The organism is Ruegeria sp. YTSA135 (assembly GCF_059610165.1).
The window spans coordinates 22241-49155 of sequence record NZ_JBXWNC010000011.1 but is presented as its reverse complement, the minus strand read 5'-3'; the positions used below and the strand labels follow the sequence as shown (position 1 = coordinate 49155).

At 57.0% G+C, this 26915-nt stretch carries 25 protein-coding genes and 1 tRNA gene; 15 read left to right on the top strand and 11 right to left on the bottom strand.

What is annotated here, in order from left to right; translation table 11 throughout:
• Positions 1-69 precede the first annotated feature (69 nt).
• The 9 genes from AC2FIT_RS14910 to AC2FIT_RS14870 all read left to right on the top strand — a co-directional run bounded on the left by AC2FIT_RS14910 (position 70) and on the right by AC2FIT_RS14870 (position 8953).
• Positions 70-888 (top strand): ABC transporter ATP-binding protein, encoded by an 819-nt coding sequence (locus AC2FIT_RS14910; protein ID WP_068339720.1) that lies wholly within the window; start codon positions 70-72, stop codon positions 886-888.
• Positions 889-917: 29 nt separating this feature from the next.
• Positions 918-1904, top strand: coding sequence for a branched-chain amino acid ABC transporter permease (locus AC2FIT_RS14905; RefSeq protein WP_068339716.1), 987 nt, complete (start codon positions 918-920; stop codon positions 1902-1904).
• Between the two features lie 2 nt (positions 1905-1906).
• The gene (locus AC2FIT_RS14900; protein ID WP_068339714.1) at positions 1907-2164 is read left to right on the top strand and encodes a hypothetical protein; all 258 of its coding nucleotides are present in this window, start codon (positions 1907-1909) and stop codon (positions 2162-2164) included.
• Between the two features lie 3 nt (positions 2165-2167).
• Positions 2168-3244: a branched-chain amino acid ABC transporter permease gene (locus tag AC2FIT_RS14895; RefSeq protein WP_496830732.1), complete on the top strand. Its 1077-nt coding sequence runs from the start codon at positions 2168-2170 to the stop codon at positions 3242-3244.
• A 72-nt stretch (positions 3245-3316) separates the two neighbouring features.
• Positions 3317-4597 (top strand): ABC transporter substrate-binding protein, encoded by a 1281-nt coding sequence (locus tag AC2FIT_RS14890; RefSeq protein ID WP_496830730.1) that lies wholly within the window; start codon positions 3317-3319, stop codon positions 4595-4597.
• A gap of 73 nt (positions 4598-4670) precedes the next feature.
• A complete protein-coding gene (locus AC2FIT_RS14885) occupies positions 4671-5504 on the top strand; it encodes an ABC transporter ATP-binding protein (RefSeq protein WP_496830728.1) in 834 nt (277 codons plus the stop codon).
• Positions 5505-5523: 19 nt separating this feature from the next.
• Positions 5524-6744, top strand: a complete 1221-nt coding sequence (locus AC2FIT_RS14880) for a phenylacetate--CoA ligase family protein (RefSeq protein ID WP_496830726.1) — start codon at positions 5524-5526, stop codon at positions 6742-6744.
• Positions 6745-6861: 117 nt separating this feature from the next.
• Positions 6862-8526: an ABC transporter permease gene (locus AC2FIT_RS14875; RefSeq protein ID WP_496830886.1), complete on the top strand. Its 1665-nt coding sequence runs from the start codon at positions 6862-6864 to the stop codon at positions 8524-8526.
• Between the two features lie 76 nt (positions 8527-8602).
• A complete protein-coding gene (locus AC2FIT_RS14870) occupies positions 8603-8953 on the top strand; it encodes a DUF2794 domain-containing protein (RefSeq protein WP_068339699.1) in 351 nt (116 codons plus the stop codon).
• On the opposite strand, the gene AC2FIT_RS14865 is transcribed toward AC2FIT_RS14870, so the two are convergent.
• The 3 genes from AC2FIT_RS14865 to AC2FIT_RS14855 all read right to left on the bottom strand — a co-directional run bounded on the left by AC2FIT_RS14865 (position 8950) and on the right by AC2FIT_RS14855 (position 11519).
• The gene (locus AC2FIT_RS14865) at positions 8950-9687 is read right to left on the bottom strand and encodes a C40 family peptidase (protein WP_496830724.1); all 738 of its coding nucleotides are present in this window, start codon (positions 9685-9687) and stop codon (positions 8950-8952) included. The genes AC2FIT_RS14870 and AC2FIT_RS14865 overlap by 4 nt on opposite strands.
• Positions 9684-11066: a leucyl aminopeptidase family protein gene (locus AC2FIT_RS14860; protein WP_496830722.1), complete on the bottom strand. Its 1383-nt coding sequence runs from the start codon at positions 11064-11066 to the stop codon at positions 9684-9686. The genes AC2FIT_RS14865 and AC2FIT_RS14860 overlap by 4 nt, the downstream gene beginning before the upstream one ends.
• A 63-nt stretch (positions 11067-11129) precedes the next feature.
• The gene (locus AC2FIT_RS14855) at positions 11130-11519 is read right to left on the bottom strand and encodes a hypothetical protein (protein ID WP_496830720.1); all 390 of its coding nucleotides are present in this window, start codon (positions 11517-11519) and stop codon (positions 11130-11132) included.
• 144 nt (positions 11520-11663) lie between these two features.
• Between AC2FIT_RS14855 and AC2FIT_RS14850 the strand changes: the two genes are divergently transcribed.
• Complete coding sequence (locus AC2FIT_RS14850; RefSeq protein WP_496830719.1) at positions 11664-12314, top strand: carbonic anhydrase; 651 nt, start codon at positions 11664-11666, stop codon at positions 12312-12314.
• A 113-nt stretch (positions 12315-12427) separates the two neighbouring features.
• On the opposite strand, the gene AC2FIT_RS14845 is transcribed toward AC2FIT_RS14850, so the two are convergent.
• The 3 genes from AC2FIT_RS14845 to AC2FIT_RS14835 form a co-directional block, all read right to left on the bottom strand.
• Positions 12428-13450, bottom strand: coding sequence for an aspartate-semialdehyde dehydrogenase (locus AC2FIT_RS14845; protein WP_496830717.1), 1023 nt, complete (start codon positions 13448-13450; stop codon positions 12428-12430).
• A 111-nt stretch (positions 13451-13561) separates the two neighbouring features.
• A complete protein-coding gene (locus AC2FIT_RS14840; RefSeq protein WP_496830715.1) occupies positions 13562-14596 on the bottom strand; it encodes a glycosyltransferase family 4 protein in 1035 nt (344 codons plus the stop codon).
• A 23-nt stretch (positions 14597-14619) separates the two neighbouring features.
• On the bottom strand, positions 14620-15792 hold the full coding sequence (locus AC2FIT_RS14835) for an MFS transporter (protein ID WP_496830713.1): 1173 nt from the start codon (positions 15790-15792) through the stop codon (positions 14620-14622).
• Between the two features lie 141 nt (positions 15793-15933).
• Between AC2FIT_RS14835 and AC2FIT_RS14830 the strand changes: the two genes are divergently transcribed.
• Positions 15934-17076 (top strand): DUF3095 domain-containing protein, encoded by a 1143-nt coding sequence (locus tag AC2FIT_RS14830; protein WP_496830711.1) that lies wholly within the window; start codon positions 15934-15936, stop codon positions 17074-17076.
• A 4-nt stretch (positions 17077-17080) separates the two neighbouring features.
• On the opposite strand, the gene AC2FIT_RS14825 is transcribed toward AC2FIT_RS14830, so the two are convergent.
• Positions 17081-17851: an aldolase/citrate lyase family protein gene (locus tag AC2FIT_RS14825; protein WP_496830709.1), complete on the bottom strand. Its 771-nt coding sequence runs from the start codon at positions 17849-17851 to the stop codon at positions 17081-17083.
• A gap of 276 nt (positions 17852-18127) precedes the next feature.
• Between AC2FIT_RS14825 and hpaR the strand changes: the two genes are divergently transcribed.
• Together hpaR and AC2FIT_RS14815 are read left to right on the top strand one after the other, a co-directional pair.
• Positions 18128-18562, top strand: coding sequence for a homoprotocatechuate degradation operon regulator HpaR (gene hpaR, locus AC2FIT_RS14820; protein ID WP_496830707.1), 435 nt, complete (start codon positions 18128-18130; stop codon positions 18560-18562).
• A 474-nt stretch (positions 18563-19036) separates the two neighbouring features.
• Positions 19037-19735: a fumarylacetoacetate hydrolase family protein gene (locus AC2FIT_RS14815; RefSeq protein WP_496830705.1), complete on the top strand. Its 699-nt coding sequence runs from the start codon at positions 19037-19039 to the stop codon at positions 19733-19735.
• 3 nt (positions 19736-19738) lie between these two features.
• On the opposite strand, the gene AC2FIT_RS14810 is transcribed toward AC2FIT_RS14815, so the two are convergent.
• Positions 19739-20947 carry a winged helix-turn-helix domain-containing protein gene (locus tag AC2FIT_RS14810; RefSeq protein WP_496830703.1) on the bottom strand — a complete coding sequence of 403 codons (1209 nt, stop codon included), beginning with the start codon at positions 20945-20947 and terminating at the stop codon, positions 19739-19741.
• Positions 20948-20951: 4 nt separating this feature from the next.
• Positions 20952-21977, bottom strand: a complete 1026-nt coding sequence (locus AC2FIT_RS14805; protein ID WP_224891357.1) for a LacI family DNA-binding transcriptional regulator — start codon at positions 21975-21977, stop codon at positions 20952-20954.
• A 115-nt stretch (positions 21978-22092) separates the two neighbouring features.
• Between AC2FIT_RS14805 and AC2FIT_RS14800 the strand changes: the two genes are divergently transcribed.
• Positions 22093-22169 (top strand) — tRNA-Arg (locus AC2FIT_RS14800).
• A 448-nt stretch (positions 22170-22617) separates the two neighbouring features.
• Here AC2FIT_RS14800 and AC2FIT_RS14795 read toward each other — a convergent pair.
• Entirely contained in the window at positions 22618-22977 is a 360-nt protein-coding gene (locus tag AC2FIT_RS14795; protein WP_496830701.1) for a hypothetical protein, read from the bottom strand.
• A 391-nt stretch (positions 22978-23368) separates the two neighbouring features.
• On the opposite strand from AC2FIT_RS14795, the gene AC2FIT_RS14790 reads away from it, so the two are divergent.
• Positions 23369-23575 carry a hypothetical protein gene (locus AC2FIT_RS14790; RefSeq protein ID WP_496830699.1) on the top strand — a complete coding sequence of 69 codons (207 nt, stop codon included), beginning with the start codon at positions 23369-23371 and terminating at the stop codon, positions 23573-23575.
• A 591-nt stretch (positions 23576-24166) separates the two neighbouring features.
• Here the strand turns inward: AC2FIT_RS14790 and AC2FIT_RS14785 are convergent.
• On the bottom strand, positions 24167-26833 hold the full coding sequence (locus tag AC2FIT_RS14785) for a methyl-accepting chemotaxis protein (protein WP_496830697.1): 2667 nt from the start codon (positions 26831-26833) through the stop codon (positions 24167-24169).
• Positions 26834-26915: the final 82 nt, after the last annotated feature.

Sequence of the window (26915 nt, the reverse complement as noted above, 5' to 3'; positions counted from 1 at the left end):
GTGCGCCGCTTGACCTGCGGTCATCGCCCCGCCCGCCGTCCCGTTTTTGCGAATACGAAGGAGTGACAGATGCTTGATAATACCGAAGGATATGTCACCGAAGACGGCCGCAAGATCGGCGGCGTGGTGATGGAGATGAAGAACATCACCCTGAGATTTGGCGGTGTGGTGGCGATCAAGGACATCTCGTTCGACATTCGCGAGGGTGAAATTCGCGCGATCATCGGGCCGAACGGCGCGGGCAAATCTTCAATGCTGAACGTGATCTCGGGGTTCTACGTCCCGCAGGAAGGCGAGGTCTGGTTCCATGGATCCAAGCGCCCGCCGATGCGGCCTTATGAGGTTGCGCGCCAGGGGATTGCACGGACGTTTCAGAACATCGCTCTGTTCGAAGGTATGAGCGTGTTGGATAACGTCATGACCGGGCGGTTGAACTACATGAAGACGAACATCCTTCAGCAGGCGGTGTGGAAGGGCAAGGCCGAGGCGGAAGAGGTGGAAAACCGCGAGGCTGTGGAAAAGATCATCGATTTTCTGGAAATCCAGCACATCCGGAAGACGCCGGTGTCGCGCCTGCCTTACGGGTTGAAGAAACGCGTCGAATTGGCCCGTGCCTTGGCGGCAGAACCCAAGCTGCTGCTGCTGGATGAGCCGATGGCCGGCATGAACGTCGAAGAGAAAGAGGATATGAGCCGCTTTATCCTCGACGTGAACGATGAATTTGGCACCACCATCGCATTGATCGAACACGATATGGGCGTGGTCATGGACCTGAGCGATCGCGTCGTGGTGATGGATTACGGCAAGAAGATCGGCGACGGCACCCCGGACGAGGTGCGCAGCAACCAAGACGTCATCGACGCCTATCTCGGGGTCAGCCATGACTGAACATCAGACAGACATGAGGAGAGGCGCAGATGCCTGAACAACTCGTATTCGCGATGGAGGTCATCCTCAACGGCCTGATGGCGGGGGTGCTGTATGCCCTGGTCGCGCTGGGTTTTGTGCTGATCTACAAAGCCTCGGGGATTTTTAACTATGCCCAAGGGGTCATGGCTCTGTTTGCTGCGATGACACTGGTCGGGATCATGAACGGTCAGGTACCTTTTGCGCATCTGATAAACGCGACCTTTGGCACGCATATCCACTATTTTGGCTGGAATGTGCCTGCACTGCTGGCGATTCTGCTTACAATGGCCGTCATGGTGTTTCTGGCTTGGGCTGTTCAGCGCTTTGTCATGCGGCACTTGGTCGGGCAAGAGCCGATCATCCTGTTCATGGCCACCATTGGTCTGGCCTATTTCCTTGAAGGCGTGGCCGACCTCATGTGGGGGTCCGAGATCAAGACACTGGATGTCGGCCTGCCACAAGGCATCAACCTGTCGATTGATGAGGCTACCTTCAACATCTTTGGTTATGGTTTCTTTATCGACAATCTGGACATTGTCGCCACGGTGATCGCCGCCCTTCTGGTGGCGGGCTTGGTGGCGTTCAGCCAGTATACCAAACAGGGCCGGGCTATGCGCGCCGTGGCAGATGACCACCAAGCGGCGCTGTCGGTCGGTATCTCGCTGAACTTCATCTGGATCATGGTTTGGTCGGTGGCCGGGTTCGTGGCGCTTGTCGCCGGGATTATGTGGGGCACCAAGTCGGGCGTGCAGTTTTCGCTGTCGCTGATCGCGCTCAAGGCGCTGCCAGTGCTGATGCTGGGCGGCTTCACCTCAATCCCCGGCGCCATCGTCGGCGGGCTGATCATCGGTGTGGGCGAGAAGCTGTTCGAGTTCGCCGTGGGCCCGCTGGTGGGCGGCGCGACCGAGAACTGGTTTGCCTATGTGCTGGCTCTGATCTTCCTCGTATTCCGGCCGCAGGGTCTGTTTGGCGAGAAGATCATTGAGAGGGTCTAGCCGTGCAGAAATTGATCGCCATCATCAACGTGGTTGCGTGGGCGGGCTTCTGGGCCTTTGGCTACATCGCACTCACCTCGGACGATCTGACCGACAGCCAACTGGTCGTGGCCGCGATTCTCGCCTTTGCGGGACTGGTGACCGGGGTACTGGCCTACATGAAACTGGTGCGCAGCTCCGAGGCGAGCGGATACGCCAAAGGTTCGAACCAACTGGATGCCGAAGCGCGCAACCGGGCGCAGCAAGAGTGGGAGAAGTAAAGTATGTTCTACCGTGAGGCCGGGGATTTCAAAACCTCCTACATTGATGACAACCAGACCTTTCCGATCAAGTTTGACCGGTATCGATATTATGTCGTCCTTGCCGTAGCTTTTGGGATCATCCCCTTTGTGATGAATGACTACCTTGCCAATGCGCTGCTGTTGCCATTCCTGATCTATGCGATTGCTGCAATCGGTCTGAATATCCTTGTGGGGTATTGCGGACAGGTCTCGCTGGGTACTGGTGGTTTCATGGCTGTGGGCGCTTATGCCTGCTACAAGCTGATGACCGCCTTCCCGGATGTAAGCATGTTCATTCATGTGATCCTTGCGGGTGGGATTACCGCAATCGTCGGCGTTCTGTTCGGCCTGCCGAGTTTGCGGATCAAAGGGTTCTATCTGGCGGTGGCCACGCTGGCAGCGCAGTTTTTCCTGGTATGGTTGTTCAATCGGGTTCCGTGGTTTTACAACTATTCGGCCTCGGGCCAGATTAACGCGCCTGAGCGGGACGTTTTCGGCATCATCATCACTGGTCCAAATGCTTCGGCCTGGGCAACCTATCTGTTCTGCCTGATCTTTCTGACCATTTGCGCCATTATCGCGCGTAACCTGACGCGAGGCACAACGGGGCGCACCTGGATGGCGATCCGCGATATGGATATCGCGGCCGAAATCATCGGGGTGAACCCGTTGAAGGCTAAACTCACTGCTTTTGCTGTCAGCTCGTTCTTCGTTGGCATCTCTGGCGCGTTGTTCTTCTCGGTTTACCTTGGGGCCGTCGAGGTCGGAGAGGTGTTTGGCATCCAGAAGTCGTTCCTTGTCCTCTTTATGATCATTATAGGCGGATTAGGCTCTATTTTCGGCTCGTTCGCTGGGGCTGCGTTTCTGGTAACCTTGCCCGTGGTGCTCAAGGTTGTTGGGGCTGATTGGCTGGGATGGCCCACCGACATCGTGGCGCATCTTCAGTTGGTGATCGTGGGTGCGCTGATCATCATGTTCCTAATCCTTGAACCGCATGGTCTGGCGCAACTCTGGCGCCTGGCAAAAGAAAAACTCAGACTCTGGCCGTTCCCGCACTAGGTGCGGCCCAATCAGATAACGGGTGCAAAGCCCGACCATAAACATCGGACCAATCAAGGGAGGATACACCCGATGAAATTGAAACTGGCAACCGTGGCGCTGGGCGCCGCACTGGCGGCAGGCCCGGTCATGGCAGACCTTGTGTTCCCGTCGCTCAGCTATCGCACAGGACCATATGCAGCAAGCGGCATTCCGTTTGCCGATGGTTACGCGGACTACTTCACGCTTTTGAACGAGCGTGACGGTGGTATCGGTGGCGTACCTATTCGGGTCGTGGAATGCGAAACCGGATATAACACCGAAAAAGGTGTGGAATGCTACGAATCCACAAAGGGCGAAGGGGCGCTGCTGTACCAGCCGCTGTCGACTGGTATCACCTATCAGCTGATCCCAAAAACTACCGCTGACGGTATTCCCATGCACACGATGGGTTATGGCCGCACCTCTGCGAAAAACGGAAGTGTGTTCAGCCACACCTTCAACTATCCAGCAAACTACTGGGATGGTGCGTCGGGCGCGATCAACTATTTGCTTGAGGAAAATGGCGGTGACCTGAGCGGTAAGAAAATCGCGTTGATCTATCACAACTCGGCCTACGGCAAAGAACCGATCCGCACGCTCGAGGAACTTTCCAAGAAGCATGGGTTTGAGCTTGTTGCTCTGCCAGTTGACCATCCGGGTCAGGAACAGAAGTCACAGTGGTTGCAAATCCGTCGTGACCGTCCCGACTTTGTCCTGATGTGGGGTTGGGGTGTGATGAACCAGGTTGCGGTGCAGGAAGCCGCAAACATCCGGTACCCGATGGAAAACTTCATCGGAATCTGGTGGTCCGGTTCTGAAAATGACGTGTTGCCAGCGGGAGAGGCGGCAAACGGTTACAAGGCTCTGACTTTCCACAACGTCGGTTCGGACTATCCGCTTTATGACGACCTGCAGAAATACGTGGTCGACTCAGGCAAAGCGGCCGGTGCCGGGGACCAGGTGGGTTCGGTGCTGTACAACCGTGGCATCTATGCTGCGATGTTGGCGGCGGAAGCTGCCAGGAAAGCGCAAGAGATCTCGGGTAACGCAGACATCACCGCCGCCGACATGCGTGACGGAATGGAGGCCTTGGAAATCACCGAAGCACGGATGTCTGAATTGGGGCTGCCAAACTTTGGCCCGGCCTTTTCGGTCAGCTGTGAAAACCATGGCGGGGATGCGCTGGTTGGCGTGACGCAATGGGATGCGGCCAGCAAAACCTGGAGCATGATTTCCGAGTTCAAGCCGACCGACAGCGACGTTATCGGTCCGCTGATTGCCGAAGATTCCGGTAACTACGCATCGGAAAACAACATCGAACCGCGCTGCTGATACGGCGCTTTTGAACACCGGGGCGGCGGACAGCGCCGCCCCGCACCCCACACTCGCTTGAGGATATGCGCAGATGCTGGATGCGGCTCAAACCACCGAAGTTCAGGCGGAAACTCTGCTTGAAGTCAATAATATCGAGGTGATCTACAACCACGTTATCCTTGTGCTCAAAGGGGTCAGCCTGACCGTTCCCAAAGGTGGTATCACTGCGCTGCTGGGTGGCAACGGAGCGGGCAAGACGACGACGCTCAAGGCTGTGTCAAACTTGCTGCAGTCGGAACGCGGCGAAGTGACAAAAGGCTCGATCAAGTATCGCGGGACCAGTGTGCATGAAAGCGACCCCGCTGACCTTGTTGAGAAGGGCGTTATCCAGGTTATGGAAGGCCGCCACTGCTTTGAGCATCTGACGGTTGAAGAAAACCTGTTGACCGGCGCCTATACCCGCAAAGATGGTAAGGCTGCAATCCAGCAGGACCTTGAACTTGTTTATACGTATTTCCCACGCCTGAAGGAGCGTCGCCGGTCACAGGCGGGATATACCTCGGGCGGTGAACAGCAGATGGTTGCAATGGGCCGCGCCTTGATGTCGCGACCCGAGACGATCCTGCTTGACGAGCCCTCGATGGGGCTTGCCCCGCAGCTTGTCGAAGAAATCTTCGGTATCGTTAAGGATTTGAACGAGAAAGAGGGCGTTTCGTTTCTGTTGGCCGAACAGAATACCAACGTCGCCCTCAGGTTCGCGCATTACGGCTATATCCTGGAATCGGGCCGCGTGGTCATGGATGGGCCGGCTGCTGATCTGCGCGAGAATGCGGATGTAAAGGAATTCTATCTGGGCATGTCTGACGAGGGGCGCAAAAGCTTCCGGGATGTGCGTTCGTATCGCCGCCGCAAGAGATGGCTGTAAGCGGATGGAGGATCAAACCATGACCACTTTCTACGATGCGCTCGAGACCCGCTCCGCTGATCAACGGGCGTCAGATCAGGCGAAGGCTCTGAAGGTTCAGCTGCAGCGGGTGCAGTCCGCACCGGGCTTCGAGGCGCATCTTGCCGGGGCGGATATTGGCCAGGTTTCCGAAATTGCAGATCTTGTAAAACTGCCGGTTCTGCGTAAAGCGGATCTGGCACAGGCCCAGGCGACGCGTCCTCCGTTCGGGGGGTTCACGGTCAAGCCAGCGCGGCATTTTCATCATGTGTTCCAATCCCCTGGCCCGATCTATGAGCCGGGCAGCATCGATCCCGACTGGTGGCGTATGGGGCGCTTTTTGCATGCGGCTGGGGTTGGTCCGGGCGATATTGTTCATAACTGTTTCGGTTATCACCTGACGCCGGCAGGCATGATCTTTGAAAGCGGTGCGCGCGCGGTGGGGGCCGCAGTGCTGCCCGCTGGCACGGGCCAGACCGAATTGCAGGTCACGGCCGCGCGCGATGTGGGCTGCACCGCGTATGCTGGCACGCCGGATTACCTGAAGGTCATTCTGGACAAGGCCGATGAGATGGGTGTTTTGCTGAATTTCACTTCGGCGGTTGTCGGTGGTGGGGCGCTATTCCCGTCATTGCGACAGGAGTATGCTGACCGGGGAATCTCATGCCTTCAATGTTACGCAACCGCCGATCTGGGCAATATCGCCTATGAAAGCCCCGCGATGGAAGGGATGATCATCGACGAACACGTTATTGTCGAGATTGTCACCCCCGGAACCGGTACCCCCGTGGCCGAAGGGGAGGTGGGCGAAGTTGTCGTGACCTCGTTGAATCCCGACTATCCACTGATCCGCTTTGCAACCGGCGACTTGTCTGCGATCATGCCGGGTCAATCTCCGTGTGGACGTACGAATATGCGGATCAAGGGATGGATGGGTCGGGCTGACCAGACCACCAAGATCAAGGGCATGTTCGTACGGCCTGAGCAAGTGGCTGCATTGGTCGACAAACACGCAGAGATCGTAAAGGCCCGCGTCATCGCAACGCGGCAGGGTGAAATGGACGCCATGACCGTTCAGATCGAAAGCTCTGGCGGAGATGATGCAGCCTACGTGAAATCCGTGGTTGAGGTTCTGAAGCTGAAAGGCGCGATTGAGGTCGTGGCCCCCGGAACTTTACCCAAAGACGGATTGGTGATCGAGGATCAGCGCGTTTACGAATGAGTCAAGCATAGGCTGCGTCCATTTGTGGCGCAGTTTTCTCGCTCAACCACTGGCTATTCCGAGCGTTTTGGTCGAATAAAGGCAGGCATTCTGCGTTTGCCTGTCACGATCGGAACCATGGCCGACATCGAATCTTTAGAACAAAGACCGCGTCATCGCGGCATTTCAGGCACGCGGTTTCTGGCGGCTGCGGCTTATCTGGTTGCAGCTGCGTGCCTGTTGCCGATGGTGGCGGTCGTTCTGGCCGCAGTTACCGGTGGAACAGACACGATTTCGCACCTGTTCGATACCGTATTGCCCCGCTATGTGATGACGACCTTGATCTTGGTCGTGCTGGTGGCCGTCGGCACCTTGGCTATCGGTGTGGGCGCAGCGTGGCTTGTCACGATGACCCGGTTTCCCGGCGTTCGTTTCTTTGAGATCGCCCTTGTGCTGCCGCTTGCTTTTCCAGCCTATGTGCTGGCCTACGCCTATACGTTTGTGCTGGATCATCCCGGCATCGTTCAGTCCACCCTGCGTGACGTGACCGGTTGGGGGCCAAGGGACTATTGGTTCCCCGAGATCCGCTCGACCGAGGGTGCGGCTTTGATGCTGATCCTGGTCCTTTATCCTTATGTCTATTTGCTGGCCCGCGCAGCCTTTTTGCAGCAAAGCGCCAGCGCATTCCTCGCCGCCCGCGCACTTGGAAAAAACCCGTTGCAGGCATTCTGGACTGTGTCGCTCCCGATGGCGCGCCCGGCAATTGCTGGCGGCGTATTGTTGGCGATCATGGAAACCATCGCGGATTTCGGCACAGTGGCTTATTTCGGCGTACAGACTTTTGCCACCGGTATCTACACCAGTTGGTTTTCGATGGGGGACCGCGCCGCTGCTGCGCAGTTGGCTTTGTGCCTGTTGGGTTTTGCGTTAACTCTGGCCGTGATCGAAAGAACGCAGCGCGGTAGGGCGAAATACTATCAGGCCGGTAAAAGTCACGCCTCGCTGCCGGTTGCGCAATTGACGGGGTGGAAATCAGGTATGGCAATCAGCCTCTGCGCTGTCCCAGTGTTGCTGGGCTTTTTACTGCCGGTTTTCATTCTGGCAGAAATGGGATTGGAGTCAGAGCAGAACCTACTCTCGCGCCGCTATATCGGGTTTATCCAGAACTCGCTGACGCTTGCCGGAACCGCCGCGGTGATCACTGTAAGTGCCGCGATCTGTGTGGGCTTTTTTCAGCGTTTGCGCCCCGGACGGGGATCTGCAACCGCAGGATATCTGGCACGGTTGGGGTATGCGGTGCCAGGCGGCGTGATCGCGGTGGGTCTGTTGGTGCCTTTTGCCAGCCTCGATAACGCCTTGGATTCATGGATGCGGCAAACCTTTGATATCTCGACCGGATTGCTGTTGACGGGTTCAATCTGGTTGCTGATTGCAGCTTACATGGTGCGTTTTATGGCTGCCGCGCTGAGTGCTTATGAAGGCGGGCAGAGCACAGTTCACGCCAACATGGACGCGGCCGCACGATCATTGGGGCAAACGCCGCTGGGTACGCTTCGCCGGGTTCATCTGCCGATACTGACGCCGTCGCTTCTGACTGCGCTGCTAATCGTCTTTGTTGACGTGATGAAGGAACTTCCTGCTACGCTGATTATGCGGCCATTCAACTTTGATACTTTGGCCGTTCAGGCCTATCGGCTTGCCTCGGATGAGCGGTTGGAAGGCGCGGCCGTGCCGTCTCTGGTCATTATGGCGGTGGGGCTTTTACCAGTGATTTTGATCTGTCGACAGGTCGGTCGTCGCTGAGGCGCGATGGACCAAAATATCACATAGCTGTGCGCTCGGGCTTGATTCAAACGCGTTTTCCGGCAAGGCTGGTCGAATGAACATGCAGCCTCCAAGCCGGTTATCTGCAAATTCGGCACAGATGCCTGTCGCGTTTGACCGGCGCGAGATGTCCCATATCCTATCTGTCTATGGTCGGATGGTCGCCGCCGGAGAGTGGCGCGATTATGGTATTTCCAACCTGCGGGACATGGCCGTTTTCTCCATCTTTCGACGCACTGCTGAGCATCCGATTTACCGGGTCGAGAAGCACCCGCGTCTGCGCCAAAAGCAGGGAATGTACTCGGTGGTTGGCATGGATGGCCGAATTCTGAAACGCGGCCACGATTTGCGGACGGTGCTTCGGGTGCTGGAGCGTAAGCTGATCCGGTCCGTTGACCTTGATTAGAGCCGTTTGTGCGCAGTAACTGGTCCGTCGCCCTGTTTCTGAGTTCTGGCTATTGCCTGGTCCATTGGTTCAAACGTGACATCCATGTGATAGGCATTTGCGTGCAACAGCATGTTGTCGCCATAGACCCAGGCAACATGGCCTTTCCAGAACAGCAGGTCACCGCGTTTTGGCTTCGTGCCGGCAGGAAGGACCTTGCCTAACTCTCGCTCTTGATCGCTGCTGTCGCCGGGGCAGGCTAGGCCACAGGCCAGCAGTCCGGCCTGCACCAGACCCGAGCAATCCAACCCAAGCCGGCTGTTGCCGCCCCAAAGGTAAGGTGTACCCAAAAACAGCTCTGCCACGGCCACAGGATCCGAAAACCGCGTTTTACGGCGCTTGGCGTGTACGGAAGGGATGAACCCAAGTTCTGTTTCCAGAAACCTGCCCTGTTCCGACAGAACCTGCACCCTGCTGCCGAAACTCAGCGATATCCGGTCCGGGCTTTTCATATCCGGCTCGGCATAGGCATGTGTTGCAGGCGCGGTGATCCAGTGCGTGTCGGATACGTCTGCACCCAGTTGATCCGAGGCGACCCAACCCGCGTAGCCATCCTTGTCTGCGATGACCCGGCTCCAACCGTTCTGCGTTTCGGCCACATTCACGGCGTCACCAAACAAAAGCTGCCGGTCCCGCGGGCCGTCTGGGCTGCGCAGCAGGTTGACCACGGGGTTTATGATGCGCTGGCGGCTCATAGGCCCAAAACCTCGGGCAAGGCGGTCAGAAGGGCGCGCGGGCCTTGGCCAAGGCCACCTTTACTGCGCCCCGGTACTTTTCTGGGTTGCCATGAATAGATGTCGAAATGCAAATAGCGGCGTTTCCCAACAAACCTGCGCAGGAACAATGCGGCAGTGATCGACCCCGCGAACCCGCCCGATGGTGCATTGTCGAGATCGGCGATGCCGGGTTCTATCATAGCTTCGTAAGGGTCGTGGAAGGGCATCCGCCAAACCGGGTCCGCAGCCTTCAGTCCGGCTTGCATCAGTGCTTGGGCGGCAGTCTCATCGTCGGTGTAAAACGGCGCAAGATCGGCACCGACCGCTACCCGCGCCGCGCCGGTCAGGGTGGCCATCGAGATCACCAAATCCGGCTCGCCCTCATCCGCCAACGTCAGTGCATCTGCCAACACCAGTCGACCTTCGGCATCTGTATTGTTGATCTCGACCGTCAGACCCTTGCGGGATGTCAGGATATCGCCGGGTCGAAACGCATTGCCGGCCACTGAATTCTCAACTGCTGGTATCAGGACCCGCAGCTGAAGCGGTAAGTTCATCGCCATGATCATTTGCGCCAGACCCAGCACGTTGGCTGCCCCGCCCATGTCCTTCTTCATCAGCGCCATGGAGTTTCCGGGTTTCAGATTCAAACCCCCGGTGTCGAAACATACGCCCTTGCCCACCAGCGTAAGTTTGGGACCAGAGCGCCCCCAATTCATCTCAATAAGGCGTGGATCCTGCGCGGCGGCGCGACCAACTGCGTGGATCATTGGCAGATTCTGATCCAGCAGGGCTTGTCCCCGGACCACCTGGCAAGAGGCACCGAAGTCTTGTGCCAATTGCTCAGTAGCGGCCTGAAGCTGATCCGGGCCCATATCCGCCGTAGGTGTGTTGACCAGATCTCGTGTCAGCGCCTCGGACCGGGCTAGTATCTCGATCCGTGGGGCATCAATGCCGTCGGGTGCGACAAGGCGGGCCTTGGCCGGAGACTGCTTGGCATAGGTATCGAAGGCATACCCCGTCAACAACCAGCCCAAACACTCAGTCTCCAGCGCGTTCGCAGGTACACCCGAGGCGATGTGATAATTCCCTTCAGGCAGCGCCTCGGCCGCGGCGGCCAGAGGGAAACGCTTGCGCCTGCGGATTGCGGGCTTGCCATAACCCGCGACGGCAAAACTGGGCGTTCCATCCGGCCCAGGGACCAGCGCAACTTGACCCAGACGACCTGCAAAATCACAAGATTTCAGCCAATTAGCCAACGATTGCGGTTGATTATTCAGCCAATCGTCCAGATCGGGTTGCGCAATCACATATAACGGCAGCGACGGATCAGAAGGCGAAGCGAAGGACAGGGTCATGGAGATCTCAGCTGGTTCAATTTGCGCCCAGCCTAACCACCCACGGCCTGTCCGCAAGCCCTGTTAGATGGAAAGGTCCTGCTGATCCCAGATCACCGTCAGAGATTTTTCCCCGACGCGGATCAACCGCCACAGGGTAGCACCAGTTGCGACCGCATCCCCCGCATCGACGGATTGCGCCACATCGCCTGCAACACGGGCCAACGCGACCATGCCAATTTGTTCGGCGATTGCCACCAATGAGCGCGCGCATTTCCTGAGAGCGGCCCAGTCGCGTTGCCGCCAGAACCTTTCGCAATTTGACAGACGAACGGCTAGCTCTTCGACCGTGCGGCACAGCACGTCCATCGCGTCCTTGTCGCCCATCTGCCGGTACAGCCCATTCAGTCGGTCCGAGTCCAGCCGAACGGATTCCTTGTGTTCAAGCGTGAGTATATTATCCACCACATTCACCCCAATTCTTTATGCCCCCACGGCATAGGGCGACATTGGCGACAAAATCCTTTGCAAAACCTTGCCTTCTGACCGGAAAATTGCTCGAATTTTTGATGAATTCAGGCTAGAGCGACCGGCAAAGACTGATCAAGGGACAACTTTATGGACTATGCCAAACCTCTGCCGTCCTATCTGGTGAAGCGGTATCATGGTTGGAAAGCCACCACTTACACAGAAAATCAGGTCTGGTATCGACGTCTTGCCACCGAGGGGCAGCGCCCGCGTGCGATGGTAATTTCCTGCTGCGACAGCCGCGTCCATGTCACTTCGATCTTTGGCGCAGATCAGGGTGAGTTCTTTATTCATCGAAACATCGCCAACCTTGTTCCACCTTACGAACCCGATGGTGATCACCACGGCACCAGTGCGACGATCGAATATGCTGTCACGGTTTTAAAAGTGGCGCATCTGATCGTACTGGGACATTCGCAATGCGGTGGTGTGCAGGGGTGCATCGATATGTGTGCGGGCCATGCCCCTCAGTTGGAAGCAAAGGAAAGCTTTGTTGGCCGCTGGATGGATATTCTGAAACCGAAATACGCGCTGGTCGCCGACGTCGAAGATCCACATGAACAAGCGCGACAGTTTGAGCGGCACGCCGTTGTGGCTTCGCTTGAAAACTTGATGACCTTCCCGTTTGTGTCTTCGGCAGTGCAAGACGGTTCGCTCAGCCTGCATGGGCTGTGGACCGATATCGGTGAAGGTGGTCTGCAATGCTATGACCCGCACAACAAAAGGTTCGAGGCTGTCTGAATGACAGGTACGTGCCAGATCGTCTCAGTCCAATCGACGCCTAAGAACATGCCTGGTACATAAAAACCCCGCCGAAGATGCGACGGGGTTTAAAAAAATCAATGCGCTGACGCTCAGCCCTTTTTCAGAACCTCACGGCCCAGCAATTCGGCGATCTGTACCGCGTTCAGGGCCGCACCCTTGCGCAGGTTGTCGGAAACGCACCACAGGTTGATGCCGTTTTCAACGGTCGAGTCCTGGCGGATGCGGCTGATAAAAGTTGCGAAATCGCCCGCACATTCAACTGGTGAGACGTAGCCGCCCGCTTCGCGCTTGTCGATCACCATGATGCCCGGTGCTTCGCGCAGGATATCGCGGGCTTCATCTTCGTCCAGGAATTCCTCGAACTCGATATTCACAGCCTCAGAGTGGCCGACGAACACGGGCACGCGGACGCAGGTTGCGGTGACCTTGATCGACGGATCGACGATCTTCTTGGTCTCAACCACCATCTTCCACTCTTCCTTGGTCGAGCCGTCCTCCATGAAGACGTCGATCTGAGGGATGACGTTGAAGGCGATCTGTTTCTGGAATTTCTTTGGCTCAACGTCAGTAGTCGGGTTGTAGATTGCTTTGGTCTGATCCCAAAGCTCATCCATACCTTCCTTACCGGCGCCCGAGACCGACTGATAGGTCGACACAACAACACGCTTGATCTTGGCGCGGTCATGCAGCGGTTTAAGCGCGACAACCATCTGCGCGGTCGAGCAGTTGGGATTGGCGATGATGTTCTTGTTCTTATAGTTGTGGATCGCCTCGGGGTTACATTCCGGCACGATCAGCGGAATATCAGGGTCGTAGCGATAAAGAGATGAGTTGTCGATCACCACGCAGCCCGCTGCCGCCGCCTTGGGGGCGTAGGTCTTGGTCGCGTCCGAGCCGATGGCAAACAGCGCCATATCCCAGCCGCTAAAATCAAAGGTGTCGATGTCCTGGGTCGTCAATGTCTTGTCGCCAAAGCTTACTTCGGTTCCCAGTGAACGACGGCTTGCCAGCACGGCAAGGTCATCAACCGGGAACTGGCGCTCCGCCAGAATATTCAGCATTTCGCGGCCCACGTTACCCGTGGCGCCGGCGACAACGACGCGATAGCCCATTTCATGTCTCCAAAGTTAAGGACGCGCGTTCATAGCCGCCTTGCAGCGAAGAAAAAAGGGTTATCGGGGGATTATTGCCGGTATGACGCCGATTTTCCGCTACAGCGCGTGTCAGGTGTCGTTCAGAAGCTGTTCGTAAAGGGACACAAGGGTCTTAGCCTCACCGTTGATATCGAAATTCCGCTCAACATGGGCGCGGGCGGCGAGTCCGGATTGCGAAAGGGAATCAGGGTTCGATAACATTTCAGCCGCGGCATTGGTCAACGCGGGGATATCACCGGGTGTGACCACGCGACCCAGCGACGGGTTCGTCACGATCTCGGAGAATGCACCGACATCCGTGGCCACAACCGGCACACCGCAGGCCATCGCTTCAAGCGGGGTCAGGCCGAACCCTTCCCACCGTTGCGGGGCGATGAACAGGTCCAGAACCTGATACCACTCGGCGATCTGGTCGACGGTAACCTCGGGCATGAAGAGGATGCGGTCAGAAAGACCCGCCTTGGTGACCTTGTCTTTCAGCTCGGTCAGATAGGCGGTGTGTTTTTCGGTCGCGCGGCCCATGACGATGCCATGAACATCGTCAAAGCGGCCACACAGGTCGATCATCGCGTCAACAAAAGCGTCAGTGCCTTTCTGGTGGCGGATACGGCCATAGCACCCTAGCAGCGCGCCATCAGGCAGGCCCAGACGCGTCCGAACCTCGGCTTTGTCCTTGGGCGGCGTGAAATCCTGCAAATTGATCCCATGCATGACCACTTGCGCGTCACGTTCCAGATACCCGGCGGTTTTGCGCGAGGTGGCAACAACCGCGTCCATCTTGTCGATCAACCATTTCGTATAGCCGGTGTGGGCGCGTTGCGAGGCGCTGGTGAACAGAAGTTTCAAGCGTAGCCGCAGGATATCGCGCAGGATCAAGCCCAGCAGCATCTCGGTATTGCGCCGTGCATGCCAGACGCGCAGGGTCTTGCGCGACAGAAAGGGCAGGCGACCCAAAGGAATATGCGGGATATCCGACGGCAACCCCGGTCCTGTGGCCGCGATATCGATCCATTGCGCCTGCAACGGCACCAGACGGGCAATCGTTGCCGTTACGCCAGATAGTCGGCGTTTGAGATTGGGGGCAATGACGCGCGGGTCAGACATAAATGCTCCTGACGGGTTCAGCGTTAATCAACGCTGTCGCGGCTGAACAGGTAAATCACACAGCCAAGGGCAAGCGTGATTGCGAAAAAGCCGAATATCGCTGTGTAAGGCGCGGTTGGGCTGATGTCCACCGTGGCCGCGTGGATGCGCCCAGTGACGAATTGCGCAAGGCCGACGCCGCCAATACCAAAGAGGTTCAAAAGGGTCATGCCGCGCCCCACCAGATGCGGGGCCACAAAAGCACGGCCATGCGCCATGATGACCGGAAAGCTGGCCCCAAGAAATCCGATCAGCGCCATTAGGACCACTGACAGCCAAACCGCGCTGTCGATCCACAAACACAACAGGGCCAGTGCTGCCGCGCCCAGAGTGTTGCCACCAAAAATCACCCATTTTCGCGTACCAAGCACCCGATCAAGCGGCCCGTAGGCAAAGGTTCCGGCGATCATGGCCGCTCCCATAATTAGGGTCGCTGTTCCGATCTGGGTTGTGCTGAGGCTGAAGATATCGCTCAGGTAAGGCCCAGCCCACAGGCCGCGCGTGGCCGCCGATGGCGCATAGGCCACCAGCATCAATGGCAGGATTGTCCACAAGGCAGGTTCTTTCAGCAGGTCCAGTAGGGACCCTCGTTGCTCGCTCTCGACTTTCTTGGGGTCGTTCACCGTGCTCCAGATTCCCAGCGCAATGGCACCCGAAAACAAGGCCAGAACCCACATCGTTGCCCGCCACCCCATCAACTCGACCGCTAATGCGGTTGGGTACGAGGCCACAAGGTTGCCGACGGACCCGACACCCAGCATGATCGCGGCCAGCGTTGCAAAACGGGCAGGGGGGTATTCGCGCGCAAAGATATAGTAGGACGCCATAAGCACCGGTGAGCACCCAACGCCGATCAGCCCCATCGCAATTGCGATGTGAAAGGGCGTGTTGGCAATGGCAAACAGCGCCGCGCCGCCTGCGCCCCCGACCAGCAAAAGGCTCGCTGCTGTCAGGCGCGGTCCGATCCGGTCCAGCGCCCATCCTACCGGCAGTTGCATTGCCGCAAAGATCAGGAACCATAGCCCCGATGCAAAAGCCAGATCCTCGGGCGTGGCGTTGATATCGCGCCCCAGATCGACGCTGAGCACCGCCAGAAAAGCACGAAAAAACTGGCTGAGTACATAGCCCAGACACAAAACCACCAGACCCGCTTTCATGAAATGCCTTTCTTCTTCACCAGCGCGGGAAGCAGTGGCATGTCGCAATGCATTACACAAGCGCGTGTGTTACACTGTTTGTACCGGACAGTATTCACATTTGGGCTATCGTTAGACTAAGAACATCACCCAGAGGTGCAAATGAAAGACGCCCAGGCCGCTTTTTACGAAAGCCTTCCCCTACAGCGGGATTTTACGAGTTTGGCGCAACCCACGCGGTTTTCGGCCGTGCCCGACGACTGGGCGCTGGGTGTCGCTGATATTGTCGATTCGACCGGTGAGATTGCCAACGGGCGATACAAGACGGTCAACATGGTTGGCGCTGCTGTGATCTCGGCCATGATAAACGCTCTGAAGGGGCAGCAATTTCCCTATGTCTTTGGGGGGGATGGGGCTGCGTTTGCGATCCCTGCAAGTGCTGTCGAGATCGCCCGAACGGTTCTGGCCGAGTTGCGGCGCTGGGCAGAGGAAGAGTTTTCGATCGCGTTGCGCGCGGCCTTGGTGCCAGTGTCAGAGCTTCGTCGGGCGGGGCGTGACCTGCGTGTCGCGCGTTATGCACCCTCGAACGGCGTGGACTATGCCATGTTTTCAGGCGGTGGTCTGGCTTGGGCCGAGGCAATGATGAAAGAGGGGCAGTTCCAGGTTCCGCCCGCAGATTCCGGTGCTCAGCCCGACCTGACGGGACTGTCTTGCCGTTGGTCCAACATCAAGGCGCAGCATGGCAAGGTCGTATCCCTTGTGATTGAGCCAACGACCCAAGCAACCGAGAGCGATTTTGCCGATCTGGCGCAATCAGTCCTGTCAGCAGCTGAAGGGTTGGAACGCGCGGGCCACCCGGTTCCGGAAAACGGCCCGCCCATTAAGTGGCCGCCGCCCAATTTGGCGCTTGACGCGAGTGTATCCAGATCCGGGCGAAACCTGTTTACACAGAAGATTAAGCTGCTGGGCCAGAACCTTTTGATCGCTCTATTGTTCAAGTCTGGCAAAAGCCTGGGCCAGTTCGACCCTGAACACTATAAGAATATGGTCAGCCGGAATGCCGATTTCCGCAAATTTGATGATGGATTGAAAATGACGCTGGATTGCGACTCAGCGACATTCTCGCAGATTGAGATCATGCTGGAACAGGCACGCGCGCAGGGCAAGATCCGGTACGGTGTGCACGCGCAGGATGAGGCGATGATGACATGTTTTGTACCCTCGGCCACACGCGATGATCATGTGCATTTCGTAGATGGTGCCGCGGGCGGATATGCGCAGGCCGCGGCGGCGATGCAGGCATAGACGGCTACTTTGCCTTCCACTCGGCGGCCAGCGCCCGGGCCGCCTGTGTCAGCAACGATACGTCGATCCCCACTGCAAGAAACTGAGCACCCATGTCCATGTAGGCTTGTCTGGCAATGTCATTGGTTGCCAGAATTCCGGGTGCTTTACCTGCAGCCTTTATGCGCGCGATCGCGTCGGAGATGGCGGCTTGAACCTCGGGCACATCGCTTTTGCCCGGAAACCCCATATCCGCAGACAGGTCCGCCGGGCCGATAAAGACACCGTCGACACCTTCGACCAACAGAATTTCATCCAGCGCGGCCATACCGGCGCGGTTTTCGACCTGAACCAGCAGGCAAATCTGGTCGTCCGCAGATTGTATGTAATCCGTGACAGACCCGTAACCGGTCGCCCGCGCCGCGGCAGCACCCACACCGCGCACGCCTTCAGGGGGATATCGACACGCCCGTACCAGTTCGCGGGCTTGGTCGGCGCTGTTCACCATGGGGACCAGGATGGTCTGTGCGCCTATATCCAGCACCATCTTGATCAGGGCCGTATCCCCAACGGGCACCCGCACCACCGGATGCGTCGGGCTTGCCGCAAGCGCCATCAACTGATCACGGATCGAGCGAATATCATTCGGCGCGTGCTCGCCATCTATCACCAGCCAGTCGAACCCTGCTGAGCCCATGATCTCGGCCGTGACGGCCTCACCAAAGCTGCTCCAGCAGCCAATCAGCCGATCGCCCGTTGTTAGAGCCTGTTTAAACAAATTCTTCGCAGCGGGCATACGAGCACCTTTCAGTTATTTAGCGGCGATACCGGTGTTGCCGGCGTCCTGCTTGCTATTTAACCGACCAGTCCAAAAGAAGACTACCAAATTATCAAACTACAGGATTGGGCTGTTCAGCTATTTCACTGTTTTCGGTGCGCGTATCTGTTTCCGGAGACGGGGCAAAAGCGATATGGGCGGACAACAGAAAACCTCGCCTGAAATACCCCTAAAAACGCTGCAAAACCCGGTTTATGCCGTTGCAGTGCTGTTGGAATTCGGCAAGACTTTCGTATGCCTAATGATGCACCATTGACGTCACGCTCATTGCCTATCGCGCTGCTGCGGGCTCGGGAACGGGTCATGGGACCCATTCGAAAGATGTTGGCGGATGCCGGTGTAACCGAACAGCAATGGCGCGTACTGCGTGTCTTGAACGAAGAAGGCCCGCAAGAGCCAACCCACATTGCGGAGCGGGCCTGTCTACTGCTGCCTAGCCTTACACGCATTTTGCAAAAGCTCGAGGCAAAGGACCTGATCGTGCGGCGTATGCATCCATGTGACAGGCGTCGGCAGATTATCGACATCTCTGATAAAGGGAACCAGATCATTAAGGATAATATTCAGGTAACAATCCAATTGGCCGAGGATCTGCGCACCAAAATGGGTCCTGAACGTCACGAGGCCTTGTTGGACCTTTTGAACGAATTGCGGGATTTGGAAACCTAAGGGGTGTCCCTCGAACCCCGCCAGAGACAAGTGGTATCCCTGACGGGGCGGCCAGACGTGTACTGGATTATTTGCCTGGCCCGAGGCCGGTTGCGTCAGATATGCCCAACGGTCCGGCCTGCGTTTCAGAGAACGCGCAGGTTTGAAATAAAACCGACTCTGTGACGCAGAGACTTGTTGGGGGTTATGTCTCAGGTCATGGTTCTCTGAAATTGTGACGTCCCGACCGTTGTGTCGTACCCGAGTTTCAGGGTGCCAAAACACAATAGCCGTACTGGTACATACGTCTTACGACTGATCGGCGACAAGAATGATCGGCCACCAATCTGTTGCCGATTTCTTTTCCTCACTTCTATTTAGGACCCGGTTGCAGATTTCCAAGACAGGGCGACCAGAATGTGATGACCTGTCACAAGGGCGGCTTGCTCCTCCAGATCACCACACTAAGATGCCCGAAAATTAGTGGGGACCCCAATGCCGGATATTTTGTTTTCTCTTTCCGACCCGATAGCGATCCCGGTGCAGGGGCAGGATGCGGTCTATCCGGTAGGTCGGATATTTTGTGTTGGCCGCAACTACGCAGCACATGCCGCCGAGATGGGCCACGAGGTTGATCGCGAGGCACCATTCTACTTCACCAAGTCCGCGCCAAACGCCGTGCTGACCGGGGCAACTGTTCCATATCCTCCCGGAACCAAAAATTTCCACCACGAGATGGAGTTGGCCGTTGCCATCGGAAAACCTGTCTTTCAGGCCACCAGTGCACAAGTTTGGGATGCCGTTTTCGCTTATGGTTGTGCCCTGGACATGACCCGCCGCGACCTGCAGATTCGCGAGCGCAACAAGCAGCGCCCGTGGGATTTGGGCAAAGACCTAGAGGCCGGTGCCGTGTTTGCGCCGCTGACCTTGGCCGCGGACTGGTCGCCGAAAGACGAAACGCGCATTTTTCTGACTGTGAACGGCGAAACGCGTCAGGACGCAACGCTGGGTGAACTGATCTGGAAAATTGACGAGATCATCAGCCATCTGTCCTGTTTCTATCATCTACGACCCGGAGACCTGATCCTAACCGGCACGCCCGCTGGCGTGGGTCCAGTACAGGCCGGGGACCAGATTTACGGTGGTATTGACGGTCTGGACCCGGTTCAACTTACACTGTCTGACACAGAATAGACCCTATTTCGGGTCTTTCAGCCAATCTGTTTCGAACTTCACGTCGTCCAGATCCGCAAAACGCTGAACACGATCCAGCTCTGATTGCAGGCGTTTCGTACGTGCATCCGACCAACGCACGGATCGTTCCGGCCACAGGGCGCTGACCTTGAGCACGCTTTGATCGCGTTGCGCTTTCATGTCGATGCGCCCGATCATGCGATTGCCCTCTAAAAGGGGAAAGACGTAATACCCATAGGACCGCTTTGCGGCAGGAACGAACACTTCAATGCGGTAATGAAATCCGAAAAGCCGCTCGGCCCGCTTGCGGTCACGCAGCATCGGATCAAAAGGGCTTAGGACCCTCATGCGTCCCGGAACCGATGGCACCTCAGCCTCGATCAAGTCTGGTCGGGCAAGCAGTTTGCGTAGCTTGCCATCAGCGCAAGTAACTTCGATTTCCTGCAAGAGATCTTTTGTTAGAGCCTTTTCTGACCATTGCCGAGCTTCAGCTACACTGACAGTATCCCAGAATGCAGCCAGCTCTCCGGGTGTTGCGAAACCCAAACGGTCCAGTGCTGCGTTGCACAGCCAGTCTACCGTTTCCTCGACATCACATCGCAGGTTGCCCGGACACAGGTGCGTTTCGATCACCCGCTCGGTCAGATCATACCGCTTCTGAAAGCCGCTGCGCCCGACAACGGTCAACGCACCAGACCGCCACAGAAACTCAAGTGCTGTTTTGGATGGGTGCCAGTCCCACCATCCGCCGGATCCCTTTTTCTCATCCTTACCCACATCCGAGGACGATACCGGTCCATGATCGCGGATATGCTGCAGAACGGTGTCGAACTGTTTTTCGAACCCGTCCCGCCGCCAGTTTTTCCAGCGGGATTTGAGCAGTGCCGCGTCGCGTTGAAATCGCAAATGCCAATGCGGGTAGAATTCAATCGGAATAACGGCGGCGTCATGTGTCCAGTGCTCGAACAGCGCCCGGTCGCGCTCATACAGGCGCTTGAGGTTTTTCGCGCGGTACGATGGCCTGCGAGAGAACAGGATCATGTCATGCGCGCGGGCGACCGTATTGATGCTGTCCAGCTGTACGAAACCCAACCTGTTGATCAAGTCCAACAAGTCTGCTCCGCTGGCCCCACCCGAAGGTTTCTCGGCCAGCGCATGACGATCCATAAACAGGGCGCGGGCCGCCCTGTTGTCCAGTCGTGGAAACACCATTAATTCAGCGCCGCTTTAGCGTTTCGCCAAAGCTGATCTTCGGGGTCAGGGTTATGCGGGTTTCGATATCGGCATCCGGCTCGGCCAGCTGCGCGGCAATGATCTCAGCCGCCTTTCGCCCGATTTCTAAGCGGCACGCATCCATCGTAGCCAGCTTGCGCGGAAGACCTTGCAACAGTTCGACATTGTTAAACCCCGCCAGCCCGATTTGCCCGGGGACATCAACGCCCTGTTCCAACAGGTACAGCAATCCACCGGCGCCAATCATATCGTTGGAATAATACAGGAAATCCAGCTCGGGTGACCGTTCCAGCATGGCCTGTGTCATCTCGCGCCCCTTGGCCAGAGCCGAGCCGCCGGAATAGAACTCGCGGTCTTCAATCTCGATCCCGTTCTTGCCCAGCACTTCGGTGAAACCTTCGAACCGTTTGCGGGCACGGTGGTCCAGCGGCATTTTAGTTCCCATAAATCCGATATGCTTGTAGCCCGCCTTCAGAATTGCTTCGGCCATTTCGCGCCCGGCGCGGCGGTGCGAGATTCCCACCATGGCATCAACCGGCTTGCCGTCGGTGTCCATGATCTCAACCACCGGTATTCCAGCCGAATCCAGCATGGCGCGCGCCGCCTCGGTATGTTCCAGCCCCGCAATGATGACGCCTGAGGGTCGCCACGAAAGCATCTCGTACAGTACTTTTTCTTCTTTCTCAGGCAGGTAATCCGTGACGCCGACTACGGGCTGCAACTCAGTGTCTTCTAGGACCTGATTGATGCCGGTCAGAACCTCGGGGAAGACCATATTCGACAAAGAGGGGATGATCACCGCGACAAGGTTAACCCGGCTTGAGGCCAGCGCACCTGCAATCTTGTTGGGCACGTATCCCAGCTCTTTCGCGGCAGCCAGAACGCGGGTGCGGGTTGCGTCCGAGACATCGCCCCGGTTCCGCAAAACCCTGCTGACCGTCATTTCGGATACTCCTGACGCTTCCGAGACATCACGAAGGGTAAGCGGGCGTTTTGTTTCTGTGGTCACCGGTGGCACCTGCACTGTTGTTTTGACCGATGGTAGCGTGAACAGGGCGTTATATACAACTGTTGCACATAGGCCATGACAACCCTTAAAAACCAAGGTAGAGAATGCCTTGCACGGCCCCGTGGCTCAACTGGATAGAGCAGCCCCCTCCTAAGGGGCAGGTTGCAGGTTCGAATCCTGCCGGGGTCGCCATATATCTTTCTACACGATTTTTTCTAAATTTTACAGTTTGTTATGCGAGTGTGTGCCGTTCTTGGGTAGGTGGACCCTATTTTAGACATCCCCAACCAGTAGTATCACCATGCACTCTCGATAAGCCGTGGGGGTATATCTCCCGTCTTCTTAAAGACTCATATCCCCCCGCCATCGCGGCGGTTTCGGGCTTGGTCGCACCATTCTCTGCCCAATAAATTCAGAATGCTCTGCGAAGCCTTAGAAGGCGTGCTTCCTTGCCTGCTTCGCGTGCCGGGTTACCAAACTCGTTGCCAAGGCTTTCCGCCGTGAAGGGTTTGCTACGTTTAGTGAGAATTAATTCGGGCGAGATATCTGGGGTGCGCACGATCATGGCGCGCAGTTCCGAAGTCAGAGGTATACGGGGTTCGATCCTACTTATCTGGTACTTGTAAACCAGCAGATCGCCTCAGAAGTTATTTGGGGGCAGCTTGGCTAAGTCAACGCGCGCGGCCCCAGCGTATGAGGCCAGATCAAAAATCAGTCGTTTGCGGGTGCTAACAGGCCAACGCTGTTGGAAGGCTGCATTGTCCTCGGCACCTGCCGCAGGGAAACCTCTGACGTTAGGTTCGTCCAGTTCGATTCCGATCATCGCGTTATTACGGAAGAAGCCAAGACGGCGCAGATGTTCGAAGACAGGCATGAGTGCCTTGTATTCGTTGACCGCACCGTGTCCGCCCTTTGCATAGAGCGCACGCCCTAGTAGGGTTTCGCTGGTGATCGTTTTGACCGGACGTGTGCCCTGGGCTTTGCGGTATCGAGCGAACATCGCTGTCTGCGATTTGCGGGTTACCTCGGCATGACTTGCACAGTCGGCATCGCCAGACGTGTAGCGGCCCAATGCCCAAGAAACGTAGCGGTCTCAGCGGTCTCGGTGTCGGGCGGCATGTGTTGCTAGCGCATGTTCATCGTGCTGTACCACGCCGGAGTGGTTGGACCAGTCGCGCCTGCTTCTGACAGCCAAAACATCGCGCCAGGAAATGGAGCCAATCTGGTTCATTGCGAGGTCGCACCAATCCTGTCAGACAATTGCTCCTCGGTGAATTTTCCAGCTGCGGGCGGCAGGTACGCCGTCAGTTGATGACGGTTGGGATGATCTGTTTCCACCGTCTAATTTCTCCGCGGCTCTGCCCCTCCGAACCGAACTCGAGACTGCTCCAATGCCCCACGTCACCTACCGAACCTGCAATGCCGAAGGCAACGCCAAAGACAGGAAGCGTTTGAATGCAATTTATACGTCGGTCACCGGTCTGGATGCACGGGCTCAAAAATCTCTCGGCCGTAGCACGGTGCTGTGCTTAAAGGGGAAGGCGTGGATGGAGAATTCGGAACGGGATGGCGCGCCAAGGCAACTCGACCCGCGCTGACGGTAGCACCGAACGCAAGGCTTTGATTAACAAATTGCAGCGCCACTCTGCTGGATCGACCCCGCAGATGGCCTTAGGTTCCAGCAAAAGACGCGATGCGGCCCATTGCGCTGCGGATCTCCGTCAGTCTACCTTAATCCGCAGGTGCAAGGAAGGCGCGGCATTCAGTGGTCACCGGGCGCATATTCAGGCGCCATGGCTACGCTGTGACCCAAAAGCACCAAGGAGGCGTTAGGTTTGACAGAGACCTTTTGAGGCATGTCCCTACCTGCCTGTCGCCGCTTTCAGGGAATGCGGTTAGGTTTAGTTCCGACGCTCACTACAGGAAATTCCCTCTGGCCGCTGGTGTTAAAAGGTTGAAAAAAGCGGTCACAGACCTGTTTCTGGTCACCCGATCCGTAGGATTGACGAAAGATCTTATCAACCAAGAAGAACGGCGCCCCTCGCCCGACCAATTCAGCGAACTTCCGGAGGAGCAGGGCGCGTCACTCCCCACATCCTCAGTGAGACTTATCTCACTGAAGACTTGGGGCAAATCCTTTTCTCAGATTGCGCCCTTATGCCTACACAGTACTTGCAACCGCAGAAGGCCTACGCCACGAATTGCTTTGCCTTGTGAAACGGTTCATCCGGTGCAAAACCTCTCTTGTGTTGATCAGTACCCACGTCTTGAACATCAATGGTAAATGCATCGATGAGCCGGGACAGTTTTATCGCGTCTTGGCTGAGCAATTGACCGGCTGCGCTGGTTTCCTCGACCATGGCCGCGTTCTGCTGAGTCACCTGATCCAGTTGAGATACAGCTATATTCGCTTCACTCAGCCCAGTCGCTTGTTCCGATGTCGAGTCTGCAATCGCGGATACCAGGTTCGAGATATGCGACACTCGATCAGAGATACTGCTCAGCGTTGTCCCCGTCCGGCCAACAAGGCTTACTCCGGATTTCACCTGCTGTGTACTCTTGGAAATCAGACCCTTGATTTCCCGCGCAGCGTCGGTGGTGCGTTGCGAAAGACCGCGAACCTCGGAGGCGACAACGGCGAAGCCGCGCCCCGCCTCGCCAGCGCGGGCAGCTTCCACACCTGCGTTCAGTGCAAGCAGATTAGTTTGAAACGCGATATCGTCGATCACGCCAATAATCTGCGAGATTTGGGTGGAGCTGTCCTCGATATCCTTCATAGCAGAGACTGTTTCCTCAACGATCTGACCACTGGCAATCGCCTCGTCGCGCGCTTCGTTCGTGGTGTTTTCCGCATCACGGGAGCCTTCCGCCGCAGAACGAACGCTGGCGGTGAGTTCCTCAATCGCGGCAGCAGTTTCCTCAAGCGTCGCGGCTTGGCTTTCCGTCCGGTGGGAGAGGTCGTTCGAGGCCTGCTGAATCTCGGCGGAACCGCTGCGCAGTGAGTCTGCGACCTGAAAAACCTCTACGACAGTCGCGTTCAGCGTGCTGGCGGTCAAGTTGAAGTCGTCTTTCAGTTTCGCATAGCCATCGGTCAGTTCCCGCGTGATGCGGTAGGTCAGGTCGCCTTTGGCGAAATGCGCGAGACCGGTGCCGATCGCATCAACCGCAGCAGTTTGCTTGGCTTGATTTTCCGCGCGTTCTTCCTCGGCGATACGGGCCATTTCTTCCTTTTCGACCAGGCCGTCGCGGAACACTGTCAAGGCGTTGGCGATGCGGCGAACCTCGTCAGAAGCGCGCTCAAACCCGGTGACTGGGGTCATATCGCCTTGCGACAGGCGCTCAGTTGTTCGGCTGATTGCATTCAGCGGACGAATAATCAGCCAATGATTCATTAGCAAAGCCAGAAAAACGAACCCGAGCGCAAAAGCCCCTAGTCTCTCAAGATTTCCCTGGACCTCGGTGGCATCGGCAGCCATCGACCGTGCGTTCTCGGTGATCGTTTCTTGGCTCGCTACACCCTGCAGCGAAGCCGCGCCGGCTATTTTCAAAACTGCCTTGACGGTTTCCTCTGCGGCGTCGGTCGCAATCCGGTCAGAGTCCAGAGACTTCATGCGCAGGAAAGCCAGCCCTTGATCCGGTGAGGCCATCTCGGACAGGCGCGAAAGCGGACCTGCGAGTGAACCATCGGCAAAATCCGCATATTTGGACAAAGAGCCAGCCGCGGCGGTCAGCGCGTCTCCGGCAATCCTTGCTTGTTCCAGGGTCTGGACACCAGCAATTTTTAGCGCCTCAATCTGATACGCGGACAGCCAAGAGTTAATCTCGAGCAGGGCGTTCATATAAGCGACTTCATTGTCCAAAAGACCCTGGATTGCATCCCGGTTTCCAGAGGCCGCATCCTCTGCCGCAATAGTTAGCTCGAAGACCATATCATCAATCGCGGTGGAGAGCGCAGCATCTGCCTGCTGCCGCCCAGACAGAACCGCCGCCCGGTCGACGGGTCTGCCCAACTGCCCCAAGGCGATGGCTTTGTCGAGGATGCCCACGGCATTCGTGAGGTCCGCTTCGATATCCGCGCCGTAGTCCCGCGAAGCCAATGCCTCCAGGCCTTTGGAAAGATGCTTCTGATAGGAAGACGCCAGGTCCGATAGGATGGACCGCATGGCCTGATCCCGGGTTGTAGACAGAGCCAGCGACACACCGGACATCAGGTTCAGCTGAGCCCGCGTTTCAAGTAACTCCTGCAATGAGGTAAATTTATTGTCAACGAGGTCGACCATCGTTTCCTCAATCGCGGCGATCGTGTCTTCGCCTTGGATTGCGATGTTGAAATAGGCGTCATCGGCCGTTTGCAGCAGGATCGTCTGCAACGCAGTGACTTCTTCCTGCAATTCATGGGTCATCTCTGCCGCGCGATTATTGAAATCAAAGGCACTCTCGCGCGCTTCAACAAGCGTATCGAGGGTCTGCATGACATGCGCCAGATCGGCGCTGAACGCCGCGCGGCTTTCATCGGGTTGGGCTGCAACGGCTTTGGTCAGGGCCTGCGACGCCGTCTCAAGGGTTTCCTCTGCCCGGGTCAGCCCAGCCAAGTCCTGCTGCATGAGGGTGAGAACCATTGCGTCCTTAGTAGCGCTCGCCGCTGAGATCAGCGCAGTGCTTTGACTTAGCCTCGGAAGGTCCCGCGCCGTCATGTTATCTGCGCTGACAGCCACGCGGCTGAAGGATTGGTAGGTCAGGTAGCCCGCCCCGCCTGCAACAGCGGACAGTGCAACAAGGATGAAAGTTATCTTGCCGCGAATGCTGGAAAGTAGGTTGAGACGGCGCAAGAAATTAGACCCTTTGAAGCGAAACATATGCATATCCTTGGTAATTTATCTGGATGGCACTTAGTCCTGTCCGATTGGCGGGCAGGATGTTTGCGGGCAGGCAACGCGC

Coding starts and splice junctions, on each gene's coding strand:
- AC2FIT_RS14815 (WP_496830705.1), top strand. CDS start 19,037: ATGCCGGATATTTTGTTTTCTCTTTCCGACCCGATAGCGATCCCGGTG.
- AC2FIT_RS14905 (WP_068339716.1), top strand. CDS start 918: ATGCCTGAACAACTCGTATTCGCGATGGAGGTCATCCTCAACGGCCTG.
- AC2FIT_RS14910 (WP_068339720.1), top strand. CDS start 70: ATGCTTGATAATACCGAAGGATATGTCACCGAAGACGGCCGCAAGATC.
- AC2FIT_RS14825 (WP_496830709.1), bottom strand. CDS start 17,851: ATGCCCGCTGCGAAGAATTTGTTTAAACAGGCTCTAACAACGGGCGAT.
- AC2FIT_RS14875 (WP_496830886.1), top strand. CDS start 6,862: ATGGCCGACATCGAATCTTTAGAACAAAGACCGCGTCATCGCGGCATT.
- AC2FIT_RS14830 (WP_496830711.1), top strand. CDS start 15,934: ATGAAAGACGCCCAGGCCGCTTTTTACGAAAGCCTTCCCCTACAGCGG.
- AC2FIT_RS14865 (WP_496830724.1), bottom strand. CDS start 9,687: ATGAGCCGCCAGCGCATCATAAACCCCGTGGTCAACCTGCTGCGCAGC.
- AC2FIT_RS14895 (WP_496830732.1), top strand. CDS start 2,168: ATGTTCTACCGTGAGGCCGGGGATTTCAAAACCTCCTACATTGATGAC.
- AC2FIT_RS14785 (WP_496830697.1), bottom strand. CDS start 26,833: ATGTTTCGCTTCAAAGGGTCTAATTTCTTGCGCCGTCTCAACCTACTT.
- AC2FIT_RS14850 (WP_496830719.1), top strand. CDS start 11,664: ATGGACTATGCCAAACCTCTGCCGTCCTATCTGGTGAAGCGGTATCAT.
- hpaR (WP_496830707.1), top strand. CDS start 18,128: ATGCCTAATGATGCACCATTGACGTCACGCTCATTGCCTATCGCGCTG.
- AC2FIT_RS14870 (WP_068339699.1), top strand. CDS start 8,603: ATGAACATGCAGCCTCCAAGCCGGTTATCTGCAAATTCGGCACAGATG.
- AC2FIT_RS14860 (WP_496830722.1), bottom strand. CDS start 11,066: ATGACCCTGTCCTTCGCTTCGCCTTCTGATCCGTCGCTGCCGTTATAT.
- AC2FIT_RS14810 (WP_496830703.1), bottom strand. CDS start 20,947: ATGGTGTTTCCACGACTGGACAACAGGGCGGCCCGCGCCCTGTTTATG.
- AC2FIT_RS14845 (WP_496830717.1), bottom strand. CDS start 13,450: ATGGGCTATCGCGTCGTTGTCGCCGGCGCCACGGGTAACGTGGGCCGC.
- AC2FIT_RS14890 (WP_496830730.1), top strand. CDS start 3,317: ATGAAATTGAAACTGGCAACCGTGGCGCTGGGCGCCGCACTGGCGGCA.
- AC2FIT_RS14840 (WP_496830715.1), bottom strand. CDS start 14,596: ATGTCTGACCCGCGCGTCATTGCCCCCAATCTCAAACGCCGACTATCT.
- AC2FIT_RS14880 (WP_496830726.1), top strand. CDS start 5,524: ATGACCACTTTCTACGATGCGCTCGAGACCCGCTCCGCTGATCAACGG.
- AC2FIT_RS14835 (WP_496830713.1), bottom strand. CDS start 15,792: ATGAAAGCGGGTCTGGTGGTTTTGTGTCTGGGCTATGTACTCAGCCAG.
- AC2FIT_RS14795 (WP_496830701.1), bottom strand. CDS start 22,977: ATGTTCGCTCGATACCGCAAAGCCCAGGGCACACGTCCGGTCAAAACG.
- AC2FIT_RS14790 (WP_496830699.1), top strand. CDS start 23,369: ATGCCCCACGTCACCTACCGAACCTGCAATGCCGAAGGCAACGCCAAA.
- AC2FIT_RS14885 (WP_496830728.1), top strand. CDS start 4,671: ATGCTGGATGCGGCTCAAACCACCGAAGTTCAGGCGGAAACTCTGCTT.